This is a genomic window from Neorhizobium descurainiae, assembly GCF_051400715.1.
Taxonomy (GTDB): Bacteria; Pseudomonadota; Alphaproteobacteria; order Rhizobiales; family Rhizobiaceae; genus Neorhizobium.
Map to the genome: position 1 here is coordinate 413,602 of NZ_JBLFFK010000003.1, position 19,339 is coordinate 432,940.

At 63.1% G+C, this 19,339-nt stretch carries 21 protein-coding genes; 7 read left to right on the plus strand and 14 right to left on the minus strand.

What is annotated here, in order from left to right:
- The first annotated feature begins 34 nt into the window (after positions 1-34).
- Positions 35-796: a TetR/AcrR family transcriptional regulator gene (locus ACMGE0_RS08730; protein ID WP_436815445.1), complete on the plus strand. Its 762-nt coding sequence runs from the start codon at positions 35-37 to the stop codon at positions 794-796.
- Positions 793-1,626: a DMT family transporter gene (locus ACMGE0_RS08735; protein ID WP_436815446.1), complete on the plus strand. Its 834-nt coding sequence runs from the start codon at positions 793-795 to the stop codon at positions 1,624-1,626. Before ACMGE0_RS08730 ends, ACMGE0_RS08735 begins: the two co-directional genes overlap by 4 nt.
- Here ACMGE0_RS08735 and ACMGE0_RS08740 read toward each other — a convergent pair.
- A complete protein-coding gene (locus ACMGE0_RS08740) occupies positions 1,621-2,082 on the minus strand; it encodes an Lrp/AsnC family transcriptional regulator (RefSeq protein ID WP_436815447.1) in 462 nt (153 codons plus the stop codon). The genes ACMGE0_RS08735 and ACMGE0_RS08740 overlap by 6 nt on opposite strands.
- Before the next feature lie 156 nt (positions 2,083-2,238).
- Between ACMGE0_RS08740 and ald the strand changes: the two genes are divergently transcribed.
- The 3 genes from ald to ACMGE0_RS08755 all read left to right on the plus strand — a co-directional run bounded on the left by ald (position 2,239) and on the right by ACMGE0_RS08755 (position 4,971).
- Positions 2,239-3,357, plus strand: a complete 1,119-nt coding sequence (ald, locus tag ACMGE0_RS08745; protein ID WP_436815448.1) for an alanine dehydrogenase — start codon at positions 2,239-2,241, stop codon at positions 3,355-3,357.
- A gap of 338 nt (positions 3,358-3,695) precedes the next feature.
- A complete protein-coding gene (locus ACMGE0_RS08750; protein ID WP_436815449.1) occupies positions 3,696-4,376 on the plus strand; it encodes a PadR family transcriptional regulator in 681 nt (226 codons plus the stop codon).
- A 217-nt stretch (positions 4,377-4,593) separates the two neighbouring features.
- The gene (locus tag ACMGE0_RS08755; protein ID WP_436815450.1) at positions 4,594-4,971 is read left to right on the plus strand and encodes a VOC family protein; all 378 of its coding nucleotides are present in this window, start codon (positions 4,594-4,596) and stop codon (positions 4,969-4,971) included.
- Positions 4,972-5,077: 106 nt separating this feature from the next.
- Here ACMGE0_RS08755 and ACMGE0_RS08760 read toward each other — a convergent pair whose 3' ends face one another.
- The 5 genes from ACMGE0_RS08760 to ACMGE0_RS08780 all read right to left on the minus strand — a co-directional run bounded on the left by ACMGE0_RS08760 (position 5,078) and on the right by ACMGE0_RS08780 (position 8,901).
- A complete protein-coding gene (locus ACMGE0_RS08760) occupies positions 5,078-5,581 on the minus strand; it encodes a DUF1203 domain-containing protein (protein ID WP_436815451.1) in 504 nt (167 codons plus the stop codon).
- 71 nt (positions 5,582-5,652) lie between these two features.
- Complete coding sequence (locus ACMGE0_RS08765) at positions 5,653-6,210, minus strand: GNAT family N-acetyltransferase (RefSeq protein WP_436815452.1); 558 nt, start codon at positions 6,208-6,210, stop codon at positions 5,653-5,655.
- Positions 6,211-6,215: 5 nt separating this feature from the next.
- Positions 6,216-7,079 carry a 3-mercaptopyruvate sulfurtransferase gene (gene sseA / locus ACMGE0_RS08770; RefSeq protein ID WP_436815453.1) on the minus strand — a complete coding sequence of 288 codons (864 nt, stop codon included), beginning with the start codon at positions 7,077-7,079 and terminating at the stop codon, positions 6,216-6,218.
- Between the two features lie 25 nt (positions 7,080-7,104).
- A complete protein-coding gene (locus tag ACMGE0_RS08775; protein WP_436815454.1) occupies positions 7,105-7,842 on the minus strand; it encodes an alanyl-tRNA editing protein in 738 nt (245 codons plus the stop codon).
- Positions 7,843-7,863: 21 nt separating this feature from the next.
- Positions 7,864-8,901, minus strand: a complete 1,038-nt coding sequence (locus ACMGE0_RS08780; protein ID WP_436815455.1) for a cysteine synthase A — start codon at positions 8,899-8,901, stop codon at positions 7,864-7,866.
- Positions 8,902-9,239: 338 nt separating this feature from the next.
- Between ACMGE0_RS08780 and ACMGE0_RS08785 the strand changes: the two genes are divergently transcribed.
- Positions 9,240-9,884, plus strand: coding sequence for a cupin domain-containing protein (locus ACMGE0_RS08785; protein ID WP_436815456.1), 645 nt, complete (start codon positions 9,240-9,242; stop codon positions 9,882-9,884).
- A 58-nt stretch (positions 9,885-9,942) separates the two neighbouring features.
- On the opposite strand, the gene ACMGE0_RS08790 is transcribed toward ACMGE0_RS08785, so the two are convergent.
- The 5 genes from ACMGE0_RS08790 to ACMGE0_RS08810 all read right to left on the minus strand — a co-directional run bounded on the left by ACMGE0_RS08790 (position 9,943) and on the right by ACMGE0_RS08810 (position 13,361).
- The gene (locus tag ACMGE0_RS08790; RefSeq protein ID WP_436815457.1) at positions 9,943-10,182 is read right to left on the minus strand and encodes a DUF982 domain-containing protein; all 240 of its coding nucleotides are present in this window, start codon (positions 10,180-10,182) and stop codon (positions 9,943-9,945) included.
- A 100-nt stretch (positions 10,183-10,282) separates the two neighbouring features.
- The gene (locus ACMGE0_RS08795) at positions 10,283-11,287 is read right to left on the minus strand and encodes an inorganic phosphate transporter (protein WP_436815458.1); all 1,005 of its coding nucleotides are present in this window, start codon (positions 11,285-11,287) and stop codon (positions 10,283-10,285) included.
- Positions 11,287-11,928, minus strand: coding sequence for a DUF47 family protein (locus ACMGE0_RS08800; RefSeq protein ID WP_436815459.1), 642 nt, complete (start codon positions 11,926-11,928; stop codon positions 11,287-11,289). The genes ACMGE0_RS08795 and ACMGE0_RS08800 overlap by 1 nt, the downstream gene beginning before the upstream one ends.
- 217 nt (positions 11,929-12,145) lie before the next feature.
- Positions 12,146-12,535 (minus strand): DUF1236 domain-containing protein, encoded by a 390-nt coding sequence (locus ACMGE0_RS08805; protein WP_436815460.1) that lies wholly within the window; start codon positions 12,533-12,535, stop codon positions 12,146-12,148.
- 103 nt (positions 12,536-12,638) lie between these two features.
- Entirely contained in the window at positions 12,639-13,361 is a 723-nt protein-coding gene (locus ACMGE0_RS08810; protein WP_436815461.1) for a DUF899 family protein, read from the minus strand.
- 158 nt (positions 13,362-13,519) lie between these two features.
- Here ACMGE0_RS08810 and ACMGE0_RS08815 point away from each other — a divergent pair, with 158 nt between their 5' ends.
- Positions 13,520-14,161, plus strand: a complete 642-nt coding sequence (locus ACMGE0_RS08815) for an alpha/beta hydrolase family protein (RefSeq protein ID WP_436815462.1) — start codon at positions 13,520-13,522, stop codon at positions 14,159-14,161.
- 25 nt (positions 14,162-14,186) lie between these two features.
- On the opposite strand, the gene fhuB is transcribed toward ACMGE0_RS08815, so the two are convergent.
- From fhuB to ACMGE0_RS08830, 3 genes are all read right to left on the minus strand, one after another.
- The gene (fhuB, locus tag ACMGE0_RS08820; RefSeq protein ID WP_436815463.1) at positions 14,187-16,187 is read right to left on the minus strand and encodes a Fe(3+)-hydroxamate ABC transporter permease FhuB; all 2,001 of its coding nucleotides are present in this window, start codon (positions 16,185-16,187) and stop codon (positions 14,187-14,189) included.
- The gene (locus ACMGE0_RS08825; RefSeq protein WP_436815464.1) at positions 16,171-17,058 is read right to left on the minus strand and encodes an ABC transporter substrate-binding protein; all 888 of its coding nucleotides are present in this window, start codon (positions 17,056-17,058) and stop codon (positions 16,171-16,173) included. The genes fhuB and ACMGE0_RS08825 overlap by 17 nt, the downstream gene beginning before the upstream one ends.
- Before the next feature lie 62 nt (positions 17,059-17,120).
- On the minus strand, positions 17,121-19,253 hold the full coding sequence (locus ACMGE0_RS08830) for a TonB-dependent siderophore receptor (protein ID WP_436815465.1): 2,133 nt from the start codon (positions 19,251-19,253) through the stop codon (positions 17,121-17,123).
- Positions 19,254-19,339: the final 86 nt, after the last annotated feature.

Genomic DNA, 19,339 nt, shown 5'->3' on the forward strand with positions numbered 1-19,339 from the left:
CATCGCCCCGGTTATTCCTCGACCCGGATGATACATGCCGCTCGTTGAAAACCGTTTAGGGCGATCCCTAAAAATCGAGCGAATTCCCTCGGAGTCCAACATTGGGACGGTCGATGATCTCGCGCAGCCGAACGCAAGCCCCGTTCCCTTGACGCTTGATCCCGATCGGCGTAAAGATACAGACCTGTCTCATCACAAGGCTTGTATGTCTTCCGCTCCGTCTTCCGAACGCCCCGCAAAGCGGCGGCACATCGTCGAAACTGCTTACCGGCTGTTCAAGCGGGCTGGCTTCCATGCCACTGGAATCGATCGCATCATTGCCGAAGCGGACGTGGCGAAGATGACGATGTACCGGAATTTTCCCTCGAAGGAGCAACTGATTATCGAAGTGCTGGAATACCGGGCCCAACGCTTTGAAGATCAGCTCGATCGCCTGACCGTATCGCCGGGAGCGCCTGAGCAGAAAATTGATGCCATTTTCGATTGGTACCGGCGCTGGTTTCTGCGACCGGATTTTCACGGGTGCCTGTTTGCGCATGCGCTTGCCGAATATGCCGAGCCCGGCACGCCGATCTTTGAAGCCGCAGCGAAGCAGAAAGCCGATCTCAGGCGACGCATGGCCGATATTCTCGCCGTCAAGGTTCCGGCCCGGGAGGCCGAAAGCCTGGCCGCTGTAATCCTGATGCTGATCGAAGGAGCCACCCTGATGGCAGAGATGGGGCAGGGGGAGGAGGCGATACGGAGCGCCGGAAAAGCCGCGTCCGTGCTCATCGCAGCGGCAGGTGACCGGCATTGAGCGTCTCCGTCATCGGTCTTGCCCTTTTTGCCGCGATCCTCCATGCGAGCTGGAATGCGTTCCTGCGCTCCGGCGCCGATCGCTTCTGGATGATGACGGTCATGACGCTTGCGATGACCGTTGCCGCCATTCCCGTTGCGCTGGTCCTGCCTCTGCCGACGGCTGGAGCCTGGCCTTACCTCGTCGGCTCGGCTTTCTTCCAGCTCGCCTATGGTCTGCTTCTCGTCGCCGCCTACAGACAAGGGGAATTGGGGCAGGTCTATCCGATCATCCGCGGCAGCGCGCCGCTGCTTGTCACATTCGGCGGCCTGGTCTTCGCGGGAGACGTGTTGCTGCCGCTCGCCATGCTCGGCGTCGGCTGCGTCGTCATCGGCATCATGCTGCTGGCGCTCGGAAAAGGGCGCGCGTCTTTAAGCTCCATGCTCTATGCGCTCGCAACCGGCGTCTCGATTGCCGGCTATTCCACCGTCGATGCGATCGGCATCCGTATTTCCGGCAATACCGCTGCCTATATCACCTGGGTTTTCGTGCTGCCGGGCATCTTGCTGGCGATCGCCTTTGTCGTCATGCGCGGGCCTCTGCGTATCGATCTGCGGTCTCGCGAGACGATGAAAGCGGTCGGCGGGGGGCTCGTGTCGCTGGTCTCCTATGGCGCGGTCCTGCTGGCCTATTCCATGGCGCCGGCCGGCCCGGTCTCGGCGCTTCGGGAAACCAGCGTGGTCTTCGCCGTGCTGATCGGCTGGCTTTTCCTCGGGGAGACGCTTTCGGTAAAGCGCATCGCCGCCTGCCTTGTCGTGGCGGCCGGAGCAATCCTGATCGGCGTCTCATAGCCCCACGTTCGGGCGGTCGATGATCTCCCGCAGTGCAAAGCTCGAATTGATCTTCACCACATGCGGCAGTGCCGAGAGCCAGTCGCGATGGATGCGCTCGTAGTCTTCCAGGTCCTTGGCCGCAACGCGCAGAATATAGTCGTATTCCCCCGACATCAGGTAGCAGACGAGCACGTTGGGGCAGAGCTTCACCGCAGCCTCGAATTCGGCGAGCGTCTTGGCGAACTGGCCCGACAGGGAGATATGGACGATCACCATCATCTTGTAGTCGAGCGCCTTGTTGGAAAGACGGGCGTGATAGCCGCTGATCGTGCCGTTCTTTTCGAGGATGTCGAGGCGTCGCGAGCAGGCTGAAGGAGACAGGCCGACGCGCTCCGCAAGCTCCGCATTGGAAATGCGGCCGTTGTCCTGCAGGGTCCGCATGATCGCAAGATCGATGGCATCCAGGCTTGTCATTCGAATATCCTTCGAAAAGTGCGTCTTTCACGCAATAATCATCGAAAAACGGCGTTTGCGCAATTCCTCTTCGCAAGGACATTCCGCCGATTCTCTGGTTTGCTCTGGTGCTGGGAACGTCAACGGCGAAAGCCACCAAACTGAGAGGAACGCTGCATGCGTGTCGGGTGCCCGAAGGAAATCAAAAACCATGAATACCGTGTGGGCCTGACGCCCGGCGCGGTGCGTGAATATGTGGCCCATGGCCACGAGGTCCTCATCGAAACCAAGGCGGGCGCCGGCATCGGCGCGGATGATGCCGCCTATATTGCCGCCGGCGCCAGGATCGTCGGCACTGCAAAAGAAATCTTCGAAAAATCCGACATGGTCGTTAAGGTCAAGGAGCCCCAGCCCGGCGAATGGGTGCAGCTCCGCGAAGGCCAGATCCTCTATACCTATCTCCACCTCGCTCCCGATCCGGAGCAGACAAAGGGCCTGCTTGCCTCCGGCGTGACGGCCGTGGCCTACGAGACGGTGACCGACGAGCGTGGCGGGCTGCCGCTCCTGGCTCCGATGTCGGAAGTCGCAGGCCGGCTGGCGATCCAGGCGGGCGCGACCGCGCTACAGAAGGCGAATGGCGGCCGGGGCATCCTGCTCGGCGGCGTGCCGGGCGTTCTGCCCGCCAAGGTCGCCGTCATCGGCGGCGGCGTCGTCGGCCTGCATGCGGCGAAGATGGCGGCGGGTCTCGGCGCCGACGTCACCATCATCGATCGTTCGCTGCCGCGGCTCCGCCAGCTCGACGATATCTTCAACGGCCGCGTCCATACCCGTTATTCGACAATCGACGCGGTGGAAGAGGAGGTCTTTTCTGCCGATCTCGTCATCGGCGCGGTGCTGATCCCGGGCGCTGCCGCGCCGAAGCTCGTCAGCCGCGAGATGCTGTCCGGCATGAAGCAGGGCGCGGTCATGGTGGATGTGGCGATCGACCAGGGCGGCTGCTTCGAGACCTCGCATGCCACGACCCATTCCGAGCCGACCTACGAGGTGGACGGCATCGTGCATTATTGCGTGGCGAACATGCCGGGCGCGGTGCCGGTGACCTCCGCCCATGCGCTGAACAACGCGACGCTGTACCATGGTCTGGCGCTCGCCGACCGCGGCCTGCGGGCCATTGCGGAAGACAAGCACCTGCGCAACGGCTTGAACGTCCATAAGGGCCGGGTGACCAACAGGCCGGTCGCGGAGGCTCTCGGCTACGAGGCGTGCGCACCGGAGAGCCTGCTGAACGTGGCTTGATCTTTTTCGATATATCGAAACGTATCGATATCGGGTAACCCGAAGCATTTCTTTGGAAACGCCGGCGTCTCCGCGTCGGCGTTTCCGATTTTGCCGGAACGTCATCCTCGGGCTTGTCCCCGAGGATCCAACCACGCCAATAAATCATGCGTTTGCAGATCCTCGGGACAAGCCCGAGGATGACGGCGGACAGGTCCGGACCTTGTCAGCAGCCCCGACACGGAGGTTCTTTCGTTCAAAATCAATCAGATATGATTTAGATATATCGAAGTGCTTGACCCAGACGCAAGATGCTCTATCTTTAGATATATCGAAAGGCAATTTTGAAGGAGAAGATCATGTTTGGACATCGGTTTGATGGATGCAATGGCCGCGGCGGACGGGGTCGGGGCGACTATGAAGGGCTGTTTGCGATGCGGGGCGGGCCGTTCGGCCGCGGTTTTGGCGGACGCGGCGGATCGGGCGGTGGGCCTGGCGGCGGCCGTGGTTTCGGCGACGAGGGCGATGGCCGCATCGGTCGCTTCCTGATGCAGGGCGACCTGCGCCTGGTCGTGCTGGCGTTGATCGAGAAGGAACCGCGCCACGGCTACGAGATCATCAAGCATATCGAGGACCTGACCTACGGCTTCTACGCTCCGAGCCCGGGCGTCATCTATCCGACGCTCACCTATCTCGAAGAGGCGGGCTATGTCGTGGCCGAGGCGGACGGCAACAAGAAGCGTTACGCGATTACCGACGAAGGCCGCAAATATCTCGACGAGAACCGGAATTTCGCGGCGGTCATCCTCGACCGGCTTTCGCAGATCGCGGAACGGATCAAGCAGCGGCAGGAACGCCACGAGCGCGGCCGAGACGGCGGGCCGAACCTGCCGCGCAGCGTCGATGCGGCCATGTTGAATCTCCGCGAGGTGATCGCCCGCAAGCTGCAAGCCGACGAGAAAAAGGCCGGCGAGTTCGTCAAGCTGCTGCTGGAGATCGCGGAAAACCTCGACCGGGATCAAGACCAGGGCGACGCCTGACCAGCTTGCAGAAAGGGAACGCTGTCCCGGCGCTCCCTTGCTCCGTTGCGTTATAAACGGGCGAAGGAATCACGCTCGCGAAACATCACTTGCGGGAGGATTTGCGATCGCTTTCAGCCGGTTCGCGCGTTTGCGGTGTGGCTGCTGACGAGAGCCGCGAGTGAATAGCTTTTCATTGCTGCTCGCGCCGCACCGGGGAAAGCGGTAGAATGGCGACATGAAAATGCGCGGACTTGACCATATCGTACTCTGTGTTCTCGATGTCGCCGCCACCTGCCGCTTTTACGAAGGCGTCCTGAACATGGAGGCGCGGGAAGAGCGTCCGGGAAAATGGTCGCTGCATTTCGGTGCCAACAAGATCAGCCTTCAGGACGCCGTCGCATCGCCAGGCATCGCCCGCGACACGGTTCCAGGCAGCGGCAATTTCTGTCTGCTCACAGACACACCGCTGGATGCAGTCGTTCGACACCTCAAGCGCAAAGGTATAGAGATTGTCGACGGACCTGGCGAACGGACCGGAGCGATGGGCAAGATCCTATCCGTCTACTTCAAGGATCCGGATGGCAACCTCGTTGAGGTAAGCAATCAGCTTTAGCGATGGCCCGGTGCAGCTCGGGACCGAGCGAAGGTTCGTTGAGCGGGCTCAACCCTCAACCCTTCATTCGGGTGTGATGATATCGAACCCCTTTGTGGCGTAATCTTTAGATGGCGAGGCCGCCATCAGTAAATGCCGGCGCCTCGATCTTGTCGATCCGGCACTGATAGCAATTGTTGCGGGCCGAGCGGACATGCACATAGGCGATGTCCTCCCGCGCGAGCAGTTCCGCAGCACGCGACGCGATCTTCTCCGTCGGCGTCACGGCGCCGCTCCCGTAGACAATGCGGTCGTCATGGCCGTAGCCGCGCACGATATAGTCCGTGCTCGACAGCATGGGCGGCACGACTTCCTGTGCCGCATAACGCTCGCACGGCTCTTTATGCAGGAAGATCGGGCCGGTTTCGGCATAGGGCTGCAGATCGGGAAAAGGGCGATAGGCCAGCACGAGGATTTCCTCGCCAGCATCGATGTTCCTCAGACAATGGCGGCAGGGATGGCCCGGACCGTCCGAGATCTTTGTCTCCGGCCGGTGACCGTAAGCGTCGGCGCCGCCGTTCCAGAGGTGTGCCGCATCCTTGGTCGGCATGGCGGTGAAGGCGATGGTCATGGCAAACTCCTTTGTCGGTTTGCCAGGATGCCGCCAAACGGAGGGCGAAACCACCCGATTCTTGCCGGGTCTCAGGCGTCCAGCACTTTGATGAGTTCCGCGTCCGTCATCGGCTGGACCAGGGCCTCGTAGGTCGAAACCGGAGAAAATCCCATCATCTGGTAGAGCTGCAGCGCACGCGGATGGTCGAGCGTGTTGGTGGTGACGGTGACCTTCTGGGGATTGTCCTGCCAGGCCGCATAAAGCGCCTGCAGCAGGAACCATTTGCCGATGCCGAGCCCGATCGCCCGCTCGAACAGGCCGAAATAGGAAAGCTCGACGACCTCCTCGCTTTCCTTGAACAGCTCGAAGAAGCCGGCCGGCGCGCCGTTGACGTAAAGCACGGTGACGGAAACGCGTGGATCGTGGATCGCCCCGGCGAGTTCCTCGTCGGTCATCCTGAGCCGCTTGTACCAGTGCCAGCGCTTGCCCACCTGCCGGTAAAGATAGCGATAGTAATGCAGCGGAATATCCGTTGCGCGGATGATAGCCGTCTGGATGTTCACTGGCACGGGCAGGCTCGCCTTGGGCGGTGCCGTCATTTCAAGCCGGGTGACATGAGCCGTGAGCGGAGCGGGCTTCTTGGCCATCGATATCAGGCTTTGGATGCCGGCGGACCGGTGACGACCGGCGTATCCTGGCGGCTGCCCCATTCGGTCCAGGAGCCGTCATAGAGAGCGTTGTCCTCATGGCCGAGGGATTCGAGCGCCAGCGTGATGATCGCCGCGGTGATGCCCGAGCCGCAGCTCGTGACGACCGGCTGGCCGAAATCGATGCCGGCATCCTCGATCGCCTTGCGGAGTTCCGGCAGCGAACGAAGCTTGCCGTTTACCGAGAAGGTGCCGGAGGGCAGGCTGACCGCACCCGGCATATGGCCCGAGCGCATGCCGGCGCGGGGTTCCGGTTCGGTGCCGGCGAAGCGGCCCGCCGAGCGCGCGTCGGCAATCTGCCGCGAACCCTCGCTGACGATCGACAGCATGGTCTGGAAATCGATCACCTTGTCTAGGCGGAAATTCGGCGTGAAGACGGCCGGCTCGGGCGAGGGAACCGCCGTTTCGAGCGGCCGGTCTTCCGCCTTCCAGCCGTCGAGGCCGCCGTCGAGGACGAAGACCTCTCTGGCGCCCATGATGCGGAACAGCCACCAGCCGCGTGGCGCGGAGAAGATGCCCGGGCCGTCATAGATGACGATGCGGTCGGTCTCGCTTATGCCCATCTTGCCGACGGTTTCGGCGAAGACCTCCGGCGCGGGGACCATATGCGGCAGGCCGGTCGAATGATCGGCGACCTTGTCATGGTCGAAACGCAGGGCGCCCGGAATATGCCCGGCCGCATATTCGGCGTCGGCATCGCGGTTTTGCGCCGGCAGATAGAAGGAGGCGTCGAGGATTTTCAGGTCCGGGCTGCCGAGCTCGCTCTGAAGCCACTCGGACGAAACGACGAAACGGCTGGTTTCGCTCATGACATGTCTCCCTTACGGCCGAAAATCAGCCCTCTGCGGCAGGTTCGCCGAACCGGATGCGAAAACGGCGGTTTTCCTTGCCCTTCTTTTCGATCTTGGCGATGTGAATCGCCCCGACCTCCTGCGTTTCGGAGACATGTGTGCCGCCGCAGGGCTGGCTGTCAACGCTGGAGTTTTCGCCGATGCAGACGAGGCTGACGCGGCCCATGCCGATCGGCGGGCGGACGTTCTTCGATTTGACGATGCCGGGGTTGGCGGCAAGCTCCTCGTCGGTGATCCACTGAACGTAGACGGGGTGGTTCTGGGCGACGAGTTCCATGAGCTTCGCCGTCACTTCTTGCCTGTCTATCGTCTCGGTCATGTCGAAATCGACGCGGGATTCGTCCTCCCCGACCGCAGCCCCGGTGATCGGATAGGGGCAGACGACGGAGAGCAGGTGGCAGGCGGTATGCATGCGCATCAGCTTGTACCGGCGCGGCCAGTCGATATGCAGCACCAGCTTCTCGCCGAGAAGCGGCTGCGGCTCGCCTTCGAGCGGTACGTGGATGACGATGTCCTTGGTGGCGCCGTGCTTCGTCTGGCCGAGCGCGATCTTCGTGCCGTCGGCGCGTTCCAGCAAGCCCGTGTCTCCGGGCTGCCCGCCGGAGGAGGCGTAGAAGCACGTGCGGTCCAGCTCGATGCCGCCGTCCTCGTGGATGGCCGTCACCACCGCTTCGGCCGTCGATAGGTAGAAGTCGTCGCGGTAGAGGGCTTCAACGGGCATGGATCGCTCTATTCTCGGATATCAGGCGGTCTGGAAGGGAACGGGGATCTGCCGCTTCTGCGTCAGCCAGGCCGGCACCGGGAGGCCCTTCGACTTCAGGAAGTCGGGATTGAAGAGCTTCGACTGATAGCGGTTGCCGTAGTCGCAAAGGATCGTCACGATCGTATGGCCGGGGCCGAGATCCCTGGCGAGCCGGATGGCGCCGGCAATGTTGATGCCGGTGGAGCCGCCGAGGCAGAGGCCTTCGTTCTCGACCAGATCGAAGATGTGAGGCAGCGCCTCGGCATCGGGGATGCGATAGGCGAAGTCAGGCGTGAAACCTTCGAGATTGGCGGTGATGCGTCCCTGGCCGATGCCTTCGGTGATCGAGTTGCCCTCGGCTTTCAGCTCGCCATGGGCGTAGAATTCGTAGAGCGCCGCGCCCTCCGGATCGGCGATGCCGATCTTGACGTTCGGGTTCTTCGCCTTCAGGCCCTGAGCGACGCCGGCAAGCGTGCCGCCCGAGCCGACCGAGCAGATGAAGCCGTCGACCTTGCCGCCGGTCTGTTCCCAGATTTCCGGGGCGGTCGTCTCGACATGCGCTTCGCGGTTGGCGACATTGTCGAACTGGTTGGCCCAGATTGCGCCGGCAGGTTCGCTCCTGGCGAGCTCTTCGGCAAGCCGGCCGGAGATCTTCACGTAATTGTTCGGGTTCTTGTAGGGGACCGCCGGCACCTCGACCAGCTCTGCGCCGAGAAGCTTCAGCGCGTCCTTCTTTTCCTGGCTCTGGGTTTCCGGAATGACGATGACGGTGCGGTATCCGAGCGCCTTGGCGACCAGCGTGAGGCCGATGCCGGTATTGCCGGCCGTCCCTTCGACGATGATCCCGCCGGGTCTGAGCAGACCCTTCTTCTCCGCGTCGCGGATGATGTAGAGCGCTGCGCGGTCCTTGACCGACTGGCCGGGGTTCAGGAACTCCGCCTTGCCCAGGATTTCGCAGCCGGTCGCTTCGGACGCGCCCTTGAGCCGAAGAAGGGGCGTATTGCCGATCACATCGAGGACGGAGGAATAGGAGCTCATCGCGACACCTTGTTGTTCTGCGCTGATTTAAGACCGGTCTTTTCGGCGGACAAGCGCCGTAGAGCAAGAAATTCTGTTTCGGGAACGGGCGGGCGTCGATAAAATCCATCTTCTGTCGGTGGAGCGTCGGGAGCGACGTTTCAACAGGAAGAAAGCTTCGTTTGGCTCCTCGCACGAATTCACGATCCAATCAAAAATTTCAGAATATTATTATCATATTATAAGTAGTAAAAAGAACTTCCGATCATGCGTATCTCAAGGCTGTTGAAGCCAATACTGAACCGTGCCATTCGAAATTTATCCGCAGCGTGAATTCCGCTCGCGAATTGGCCTTTGATATGTCACTGAGCTCCGAAAGGTTGGATTTCCTGATCGCACATTACGTGTCCGGCTCTCTTCCGGAGCCGGCCCGTGCCCTTATCGGTGCGCATCTGGAAATGCGGGCTTCGGCAGCAGAGTTTGCCGAGGTGCTGGAGGATTTGGCCGGCGACGCTCTGCATCACGGCGATACCCTGGCAGTTTCCGCGCGAGACCGGCGGTTGCAGGAGATCGTCAATTCAGCGCCTATGCCATCCGGCCCTCGGTCGGAGATCGGCGCGGCGTCGAAATTCCCGGCCTCGCTGCGGGCCTATGCGGGCTTCGATCTCCCCGACATTCCCTGGAAACTGAGGCTGCCAGGACTTCGGCGGCACGTTATAGAAAAGTCTTCCGAAGTGGAGGCGAGCCTCCTGTGGGTGCGGCCGGGCAGGGCGCTGCCCCATCATCGCCATCACGGTCTGGAGCTGACGCTGGTGCTCGAGGGCGAATTCCACGACCAGCGGGGCCGTTTCGGCGAAGGCGACGTCTCGATCGCGGACGAGACGCTGAACCACCGGCCGGTCGCCGGAAAGCGCAGGCCATGCGTCTGCTTTCTCGTGCTGTTCGCGCCGATCGCCTTCTCCGGTTCCCCGTTCCGGTTCATCGGCGACATCATCGGCATGTGAAAAGGATCGAATCTAAAAGGAATTGAAAAGGCCGGTCCTTCGACCGGCCCCGCCGCTTTCAGTTCAGATGGAGCTGGGCTTCGCTCACCGCCTGCTCGAAATGCTGACGCGCCTCCTCCGGCGATCTGCGTCCGTCGAGCGCTGCGCGGCAGGCGCTGCGGGCCTTGACGAAGTGCGGTCCGCGCATGTCCGGCCAGCGATCCGTCAGCAGGGCCAACGCCTCGAACGGTCCGTTGATGACCTCCGTGCCCAGATGGCCGAATGCGACGCGAACAGGTTTCTGCCAGCTTGTTTGCATGTTTGTCTCCTCCCTGGATACCAACCATGAAGAACGACGAGGGGGGCAAATGGTTCCCTGCCGATGCAAAAAATTTGCAGCCGCATGGTGGGGCCGGCGCTCACTGGAAAAGGCCGGCGAGCCAGTAGAACAGCGCGGAAATCAGCGCCGCGGCGGGAAGCGTCACGAACCATGCGAAGACGATATTGCTGGCGATGCCCCAGCGGACTGCCGAGACCCGTCGAGCGGTGCCGACACCGATGATCGCGCCGGTGATGGTGTGGGTTGTCGAGACCGGGATGCCGAGCCAGGTCGCGCCGAACAGCGTCAGGGCGCCGCCCGTTTCGGCGCAGAAGCCCTGCATGGGATTGAGCCTGGTGATCTTCGATCCCATCGTGTGCACGATGCGCCAGCCGCCGAAAAGCGTGCCGAGCGCCATGGCCGCCTGGCAGGTGATGACCACCCAGAAGGGCACGTGGAACTCGCCGCCGAGACAGCCTTGCGAATAGAGGAGGACCGCGATGATGCCCATCGTCTTCTGAGCGTCGTTGCCGCCATGGCCGAGCGAATAGAGCGAAGCGGAGACGAATTGCAGCACGCGGAACGTGCTGTCGACGGCGAAAGGCGTCTGGCGCACGAAGGCCCACGAGACGATCAGGACCAGGGTCAAGGCCAGGAAGAAGCCGATCGCCGGCGACATGAAGATTGCGCCGACGGTTTTCGTGAGGCCGCTCCAGACGATCGAGCTGAGGCCCACCTTGGCGAGACCGGCGCCCACCAGCCCGCCGATCAGCGCGTGCGACGAACTCGACGGAATGCCGAAAATCCAGGTGGCGATGTTCCAGATGATCGCCCCCATCAGCGCGGCGAAGATCACCTGCGGCGAGACGATATCCGGATCGATGATGCCGGTGCCGAGCGTTTCCGCCACATGCAGGCCGAAGAACAGGAAGGCGATGAAGTTGAAGAAGGCCGCCCAGAAGACCGCGTATTGCGGCCTGAGCACGCGGGTGGAGACGATGGTTGCGATCGAGTTCGCCGCGTCATGCAGGCCGTTCAGGAAGTCGAAGAAGAGTGCGATGCCGATCAATCCGACGAGCAGCGGGAAGGCGAGGGAGGCTTCCATCAGACATTCTCGATCACGATGCCGCTGATCTCGTTGGCGACGTCCTCGAACCGGTCGAGCACCTTTTCGAGCTCGCCGTAGATCTCGCTGCCGATGAGGAAGCCCATGGCGTTGCCGGTGCCGTGACGGTGGAAGAGGTCCTTGAGGCCCTGGTCGTAGAGGTCGTCGGAGCGGCCTTCGACGCGGGTGATCTCCTCGGCGATCGCGCCGAGCCGCGACGCGTTGGGGCCGATCCTGTTGAGCAGCGGCACCGCCTCTGCGATGAGATGCGCGGCCTGGACGATCTCCCCGCCCATCTGCTGCATCAGCGGGTCGAAGCTCGTCTGTTCGAACAGCCGGATCGTCTTGACCGTCTTGTGCATCATGTCGATCGCGTCATCCATGGATTGGATGAGATCCTTGATGTCGCCGCGGTCGAAAGGAGTGATGAAGCTGCGGCGTATGGCCTGCAGAACTTCGCGGGTGATGTCGTCCGCCTCGTCTTCAAGCGTCACGATGCGCTGGCAGTTGCCGTCGATGTCCTTGCCGGCAAGCAGTGCGTTCAAGGCTTCCGCAGCGCCGACCACCGTGCGGGAATGCTGCGCGAAAAGATCGAAGAAGGCATCCTCGCGGGGAAGCAGTTTTCTGAACAGGCCCAGCATACGAGGCTCCCCTTGCATCTTTCCGACTGTCATAAATGTGTCATAAAGCGTGAAAGGCGAGACTGGAAAGTGCCGGAAAAGATTTCCTGTGGACGACAACGTTTGCTTTTTTAAGCCGGCTAATGATTTGTTTTCCTGAGGGAATCGAAAAGAGGGGACCTAAAAGGCAAGGCCGCCGCACCGGTGGGTGCGACGGCCTTGCATTGATGGTATTCCGTCAGTCGATGATCTGCACGACGGTATGGGTCTGGGGATCGACGATCACGCGCTGCTCGTTGACGATCGCATAGGCATAGGTCGGCGCTTCCGGAACCGGAGTGAGCACCACCTGCTGCGGGATCGGCTGTCCGACGACGACGCGCTCCCGGACCACGACCGACTGCTGGACCGGCTGTTCGCGGACATAGGTGACGACGCGTTCCGGCGGCGGGTCGATGGCCGTGCCGGCTGCCGCACCGACGATGCCGCCCACCGCTGCGCCGACCGGACCGCCGACGATCGCGCCGGTGACAGCACCGCCCACGGCGCCGTTGACGGTGCTTTCCTGTGCGGCGGCACCCGTCGCAACGAGGCCGATCGCGGTAGAAATGAGAATCAACTTGTTCATGACCACTTTCCTTTCGGTTGAGGTGGCCGAGGAACGTCATGGCTCTCCTTTTCGTTCCGCCAAAACCGGCGCTTCGGACCTAAGTCCTAACATCTTCAAGCCTTTAGGCCGTGGTGATGACCGAGTAGGACAATTTCGGATACCAGTGCGGCGATCGCCCTTCCGGCGTGGCGTCGAGGATCGTCCAGAGGGGCATGAGGTCGGGCGCCCCGCGCGGGTCCTGTCCGGGATCGGCGGTGACCGCACCCATTTCCTGGCTCCAGAAATGCCGCATGGTCCCGTCCCGGCGGGTGAAGACGTTGAAGGCGGCATCGTCGCTGCCGTTCGCGCCGAGCGCGTGATAGTCCCGGCTGAAATCGCCTGTCATGTCCGAATAGAGCGGAAGGTGATGCCAGCCCCGCTCGTTCTTGAAGTCGATCAGGCGCCTGATCGGCGAGCGGGCCACGACCGCGAACGCCACCCGTTGCCGGATGTCCGGGACCTCCCCGTCCCAGGACGAGAGCAGGGACGTGCACATGGGGCAGGGACGCTCCCGTTCCGGGCCGAACATGTAGCTGTAGACAACCAGGGTTTCCTTGTCGGCGAACAGGTCTTCGAACGAGACCGGGCCGTTCTCGCCCTCGAACGCATAATTCCTGGGCACTGCGCCGCCCGGCGGCAGCCGGCGCCTCTGTTCGGCGACACGTTCGATATGGCGCCTGAGCTCGATCTCCTCCGCAAGCAGGGCATCGCGCGCCTCCCGGTATGCGGCGCTTTCGTTGGGGAACCGCACCCCGTTCTTCATCGCCAGCTCGATTGCGGGTCTGAGGCTCTGCACATCGTTCATGACATATCCTCCATCTGTCTCTTGCGCAGGAGACGGGTCCGGCTCCCGCTGCTAAACATCGTTTCGGGCGAACGCGTCTCGCCCTGACCCAAGGACGCCCGGCGGCCTCCCGAGCCGACGGGCACCTGTGAAAAATGCGCTCTAAATGAGGGAGCAAAATGTCGGAACGATTTCTGATCGAGGGGCCGGAGAATGCGGAATTTACGATCTTGCTGGCGCATGGCGCCGGCGCGCCGATGGATTCGGCATCGATGACGGCCGCGGCGAGTGCGCTTTCGGCCAAGGGGTTCCGCGTGGCGCGCTTCGAATTCGGCTACATGGCGTCCCGGCGGATGTCGGGCGACCGCAAGCCGCCGCCCAGAGCCGAGACACTCAATCCGGAATACCGGGACGCGATCGCCGAGTTCGGCGCGAAGGGGCCGCTCATCATCGGCGGCAAGTCGATGGGCGGACGGGTCGCAAGCATGATTGCCGGCGACCTGCATGCGGAGGGAAAGATCGCCGGTCTTCTCTGCCTCGGCTATCCTTTCCATCCGCCCGGCAAGCCTGAACAGCTTCGCACGCAGCACCTGAAGGGGCTGACGACGCCGGCACTGATCTGCCAGGGGACCCGCGACGAATTCGGCACGCGGGAAGAGGTTGCCGGCTACGAACTCTCCGACGGGATCGAGATCTTGTGGCTGGAGGACGGCGATCACGACCTGAAGCCGCGCAAGAAGATTTCCGGCTTTTCCGCCGCAGATCACCTCGCCACCATGGCGGAAACCGTCCATGTTTGGGCCGGCGGGCTGAAGCGCTAGCCGGCGCGTGCGAAGCGCTCGGCGATCATGATCTCGCTTCCCTCCGGCCGAGAAGCCAGAGAAGGTAGGGCCCGCCGATCAGCGCCGCGAAGAGGCCGACCGGCACCTGGTAGGGATAGATGACGACGCGCGACAGCCAGTCGGCCGTGATCATCACGCCGGCGCCGATCAGGATCGCCGCGGCGAGCTGATGATGCGGCCGCTGAAAACCGATCAGCCGGGCGAGATGCGGCGCGATCAGGCCGGTGAGGCTGAGCGGCCCGACCAGGAAGGACGAGATCGCCGTCATCAGCGCGGTGAGGACGGCAAGCATCAGGCGTGACGGCGCGACGCGAAGGCCGATGCTGCGGGAAAGGCCGGCGCCGAGCGGCAGGATGGCGAGCCAGCGCGTCATGAGGAAGAGCGGCGCCGTCAGCACCGCGAGCGAAATCACGGCGGTCCAGGCCTCGAAGCTGCCGGCGCGGTTGGTGGAGCCGGAAATCCAGGTGAGCAGGATGTAGCTGCGCATATCGCCCTGGGCGAGTACCATGCTGACGATCGCCATGGAGAAGGCGCTGATGGCTATGCCGGCAAGCAGCAGCCGTTCGGCGGAAAGGCCTGAGCGGCCGGCGATGGCGATCATGACGAGGAAGGCGGCAAGCGCGCCGAGCGCCATGCTGGAGAGCATGACGGCCGGCGGGGGAAAGCCGAAGAGGAAGAGTGCGACGGTGAGGCCGGCGCCGCCGCCCGTCGAGACGCCGAGGACTTCGGGGCTCGCAATCGGATTGCCGGTGACGCGCTGCATGAGGAAGCCAGCCGCACCCAGCATTGCGCCGGCGCCGCCGGCCGCAACGATGCGGGGCAGGCGGAAGGGCAGGAGGTCGGAGAACAGCGCTCCCGTCGCGACGCTCCAGCCGCCCCCGGCCGGACCGATGGTCAGGACGGCGGCAAAGATCGCCACGAGCAAGGCGGCAAGGATGACGAGGGCGGTTCCGGGCTTCCGCAAATGCCGCAGGACGGCATCCGGGGTTGCGGTGACGGCGGAAAATCCATGGACGCGCGGCAGCAGCAACAGGAGCAGCGGACCGCCGAGCAGGGCGGTGGCCGCACCCGTCGGCGCGAGATCGGAAAATCCCGGTCCCAGCAATTGCGTCAGGCAGTCGGCGAGGAAGAGGACGGCGGCGCCCGTCAGTGGGGCGGCGATCATCACCTGTCCCGTGGTCCGCGCGCCGCAGAGTTTTGCGATCGCCGGCGCGGCAAGCCCGAGGAAACCGATGACGCCGACGGTGGCCGTCACCGAGGCGGAGAGCCAGACGGCGAGGACAAGGATGGCGAACCGTGCCGCATGCAGCGCGACGCCGAGGCTTTTTGCGCTGGAATCGTCGAGCGTCAGGACGTTGAGGGGTCTGAGCAGCAGGAACGCTGCAGCGACGCCGGCCGCCAGCCGTGGCGCGAGCGAGATCATGCCGCTCCAGTCCTGCTGGTTGAGCGCGCCGGCACCCCAGATATGGATCGACATGGCATATTCGCCGCGGGCGAGCACCAGCGTGACGCTGAGCGAGGCGGCGATCAGGCTGACGATCATGCCGGAAATGGCGACCGTGACCGGATCGAGGCCGCGCCGCCAGCTGAGCGCCAGCACGATGGCGACGGCAGCAAGGCCTCCGGCAAAGGCCGCGAGTTCCCGCGAGATGCCGATCAGAAGCGGCGAAAAGCTCAGGCCGAACGTGAGCGCCAGCTCCGCACCGGAGGCGATGCCGAGCGTCGAGGCGTCGGCGATCGGGTTGCGCAGCACCCGCTGCAGGAGCGCGCCGGCAAGGCCGAGCGCTGCGCCGGAAATCAGTGCGATGGCTGCACGAGGAGCCAGGCTGCTCCAGAGCAGGATCCGGTCGAGCGCTGCGGCCGTTTCTGCATCTCCGGGCACCTGCGGGCGGAACAGCAGAAGCAGCGAGAAGGCGGCAATGCAGGCGATCCCGAGCAGGGCTGCGGGAAGCAGGGATGGGGAGGGCGCGCGCACGGGCATCGGCAGGCTAGCCATTTCCGCCATGGGAAAATCCCTCCGCCAGGAAGTCTGCAAAGCGGCTTGCCGCCGGCAATGCGCCGTAGGGATTGACGGAGCCGATCGTCAGGACCCGGTTTTCGCGTACGGCGGGCAGCGCATTCCAGAAGGCGCTTTCGGTCAGCGCCTGGAAAGCGTCCTCCGGGTGCGGCGGGATGAGGACGATCCAGGCGTCCGGCATGGAGGCAAGCGTTTCGATGCCGACGGGCGCGGTGGCCGAATAACTGGTCGCGCCCGTCCAGGCATTTTTCAGGCCCGTGCGTTGCAGAACCTCCCCGAACATGCTGTCGGAGCCGAATACCCGGTAGTGGCGGGCGTCGCCGAGATTGATCGGCAGGACGGGGCGGCCATCGCCTTTCGCGAAGAGCGATCGATATCGGTCGAGCCTGGCCGCGAGTTCGTCGACCATCCGGCGTGCGGCCGGAAGCTGCAGACGCTCGCCGATCGCAAGCGTGGCCTGCTCCGCGAGCGCATAGGGGCTTTCGCCGGGCCTGTAGATCGCATGGCTTTCCACCGACGCGATGCGGCTCATCAAAGGATCGGCCCAGGCATAGAAATTGGAGTTGAAGATCAGGTCGGGACGGGTAAAACGCAGCACCTCGAAATTCGGCGTGCCGCGCAGGCCGAGATCGGCGACACCTTCCGGGATCTTCGGCTCGACCGCGACCTGCCGGAACTGGCGAAGCTCGGTCGCCGCCACCACGTTGGCGCCCACCGCCAGCAGCGTCTCCAGGAGCGCCCAGTCGAGCGTGGCGACGCGCAGCCCCGGCGCCTGTGCATGGACGCGTCCGGCCGTCGCCAAAAGTGCGGCGGCTCCGGAAAGCATGGTCCTGCGGGTAAACTGCGGCACTTTCGACATGTCTCCGATGACAAAAGGAAGGCCCTTGCAGGCCTCCCTCTCATAGGCGGACCGGTTGAGCCTTACCAGACCTTGCTGAGCTTGAAGGTCGCGGTGCGGGCCTGGCCGTAGCCGCAGAACAAGTTGGTGTTGCAACCCGAGACATATTCCTCGTCGAACAGGTTGGTCACGTTGAGCGAGGCTTTCCAGTCGTTCTTTTCGTAACGAATGCCGGCATCGAAGACGGTGGCGTCGGAAACGCGCAGCGTATTGGCGTCGTCCGCCCAGGACTTGCCGCGATAGCGGACGCCGGCCCCGAGGCCCAGGCCTTCAAGCGGACCGTCCGTCACCGTGTAGTCCAGCCATAGCGCCGCCTGCGAGTTCGGCACCAACAGCGGCGTGTTGCCTTCCATAGCCGGATTGCCGGGGTTCCTGGTGAATTCGAGGTCCGTATAGGATGCGGAAGCGATCACCTTCCAGTTCTGGTTCAGATTGAACTTGCCCTCGAGTTCGACGCCGCGGGAGCGGACCTCGCCAAGCTGCCTGTCGCCGATGCCCCCGCCGGGGAGGGGCACGGAGACGGTGTAGTTTTGCTTGTCGATCTGGAAGACCGAGGCGGTGAGAACTCCGTCGAACCAGGTCGGCTCGTACTTGACGCCAGCCTCGTACTGTTCGCCTTCTTCGGGCTTGAGGGCACCGTCGGCGCCGGCGCCGACGAGCGGAGTGAAGAAGGTCGAGACGCTGACATAGGGCGTCACGCCGTTGGCGAATTCATAGGCCAGACCCGCACGGCCGCTCCAGGCGGTATCCGACAGACTGGAATCGGCGTTGGTGGGACGCAGGTCGTCGACTTCGCTGTCCAGATAGTCGAAGCGACCGTTCAGCGTCATGATCCATCCGTCGCCGAACCTGATCTGGTCTTGCGCATACACGCCGACCTGGTTGATCGTATAGATTTGATGCGTGAATGGGGCGAGCGGCGGGAACGGCAGGTCGTGATCCAGATCGTCCGGATTGACCGACTCCCCGAATGCCGCCACCTGATCGTTGTCGAGGCGGTAATAGCGATAGTCGAGACCGGCCATGATCTTGTGGTTCGCCCCACCGAGATCGAACTCGTTCTCCAGCCTGTTGTCGACATTAAAGGAATCCGCTTTCGACCGGACGTCGTCGGCGTAGAGCTGGACCAGAGGGTCGGTCTGCGACAGCCAGTCGAAGGGATACATTTGGCGCTCGCGCTTGTCGAGATGTCCGTAACGCAGGTTCTGGGTAAATTTCCAGCCGCCTTCGAACTCGTGTTCGAATTCGTATCCGACCATTGCCTGCGTCGCGCGGCCGATATCGAAGTCCGAATCGCTGAGGAAGCTGTCGCGATCGATCTTCCCGAAGAAGGGATTGTCTACCACCGTGCCGACATAGGGCAACAGGCCGTTGGTCGTATGGGTCTGGTCGAGCCGGCTGACATAGGCATATACGTTGAGGCTCGTCGCGTCGTCGGGCTGCCACGTCACCTGCGGCATGAAGACGCCGCGGATGTCGTCCTGATAGTCTGCATAGCCGTCGCCACCGGAAAGCTTGCCGGTCAGGCGGTAGCTGACGACGCCGCTTTCGTCCGCCTTGTCGGAAATATCGAAACCGCCGAAGCCGTTTCCGTTGCTGTCGATGCCGAGCTCCGTATAGAAATAGGGCTCATCGGTCGGGCGTTTGCGCACGAGGTTCACGATACCGCCGGCATTGGAGCCGCCGAGCAGGACCGAGGCGGGGCCTTTCAGGACTTCGACACGCTCCAGTATGAACGGATCGATCTGGAAATTGCCGAAGGCGTGGCTGGTCAGTGCCAGGTTATCGAGGAAAAGGCCGGTTTGGCTGGCGTTGAAGCCGCGGACATAGATCCAGTCGGTATCCGGATCGGAACCGTAAGGCTGCGAGAGCACGCCGGGGGTGTAGAGCAGCGCCTGATCGACCTTGTCGACAACGCCGCGGTCGTCCATCTCTTCCTGCCCGACCACGGAAACGGCCTGCGGGATCTCGTTGAGAGGCGTGTCGGTCTTGGAGCCGGTGGTGGATCGCTTCGCGACATAGCCTTTCACGGGTCCGGTCCCGCTTTCGCCTTCGCCCTGGAGCACGATCGGAGCGAGGGTCGTATCGGCATTCTGCGCCTGGGCCGTCCAGCCCGCGCAAATGCCGATCAGCGCGACGCCCGCGCTGAGACCCATCCTTGTTCCGAAAGAACTTTTCCGTTTCCCCATTGTGACCCCACTCACATGACTTGACGGCCGCTCCCCCTGGATGCGGCACTGCA

Coding starts and splice junctions, on each gene's coding strand:
- ACMGE0_RS08795 (WP_436815458.1), bottom strand. CDS start 11,287: ATGGAAGCCTCCCTCGCCTTCCCGCTGCTCGTCGGATTGATCGGCATC.
- sseA (WP_436815453.1), bottom strand. CDS start 7,079: ATGAGCGAAACCAGCCGTTTCGTCGTTTCGTCCGAGTGGCTTCAGAGC.
- ACMGE0_RS08740 (WP_436815447.1), bottom strand. CDS start 2,082: ATGACAAGCCTGGATGCCATCGATCTTGCGATCATGCGGACCCTGCAG.
- ACMGE0_RS08790 (WP_436815457.1), bottom strand. CDS start 10,182: ATGCAAACAAGCTGGCAGAAACCTGTTCGCGTCGCATTCGGCCATCTG.
- ACMGE0_RS08825 (WP_436815464.1), bottom strand. CDS start 17,058: ATGTCGAAAGTGCCGCAGTTTACCCGCAGGACCATGCTTTCCGGAGCC.
- ACMGE0_RS08830 (WP_436815465.1), bottom strand. CDS start 19,253: ATGGGTCTCAGCGCGGGCGTCGCGCTGATCGGCATTTGCGCGGGCTGG.
- ACMGE0_RS08805 (WP_436815460.1), bottom strand. CDS start 12,535: ATGAACAAGTTGATTCTCATTTCTACCGCGATCGGCCTCGTTGCGACG.
- ACMGE0_RS08775 (WP_436815454.1), bottom strand. CDS start 7,842: ATGCCCGTTGAAGCCCTCTACCGCGACGACTTCTACCTATCGACGGCC.
- ACMGE0_RS08785 (WP_436815456.1), top strand. CDS start 9,240: ATGTCACTGAGCTCCGAAAGGTTGGATTTCCTGATCGCACATTACGTG.
- ACMGE0_RS08810 (WP_436815461.1), bottom strand. CDS start 13,361: ATGAACGATGTGCAGAGCCTCAGACCCGCAATCGAGCTGGCGATGAAG.
- ACMGE0_RS08750 (WP_436815449.1), top strand. CDS start 3,696: ATGTTTGGACATCGGTTTGATGGATGCAATGGCCGCGGCGGACGGGGT.
- ACMGE0_RS08755 (WP_436815450.1), top strand. CDS start 4,594: ATGAAAATGCGCGGACTTGACCATATCGTACTCTGTGTTCTCGATGTC.
- fhuB (WP_436815463.1), bottom strand. CDS start 16,187: ATGGCGGAAATGGCTAGCCTGCCGATGCCCGTGCGCGCGCCCTCCCCA.
- ald (WP_436815448.1), top strand. CDS start 2,239: ATGCGTGTCGGGTGCCCGAAGGAAATCAAAAACCATGAATACCGTGTG.
- ACMGE0_RS08780 (WP_436815455.1), bottom strand. CDS start 8,901: ATGAGCTCCTATTCCTCCGTCCTCGATGTGATCGGCAATACGCCCCTT.
- ACMGE0_RS08730 (WP_436815445.1), top strand. CDS start 35: ATGCCGCTCGTTGAAAACCGTTTAGGGCGATCCCTAAAAATCGAGCGA.
- ACMGE0_RS08800 (WP_436815459.1), bottom strand. CDS start 11,928: ATGCTGGGCCTGTTCAGAAAACTGCTTCCCCGCGAGGATGCCTTCTTC.
- ACMGE0_RS08765 (WP_436815452.1), bottom strand. CDS start 6,210: ATGGCCAAGAAGCCCGCTCCGCTCACGGCTCATGTCACCCGGCTTGAA.
- ACMGE0_RS08815 (WP_436815462.1), top strand. CDS start 13,520: ATGTCGGAACGATTTCTGATCGAGGGGCCGGAGAATGCGGAATTTACG.
- ACMGE0_RS08760 (WP_436815451.1), bottom strand. CDS start 5,581: ATGACCATCGCCTTCACCGCCATGCCGACCAAGGATGCGGCACACCTC.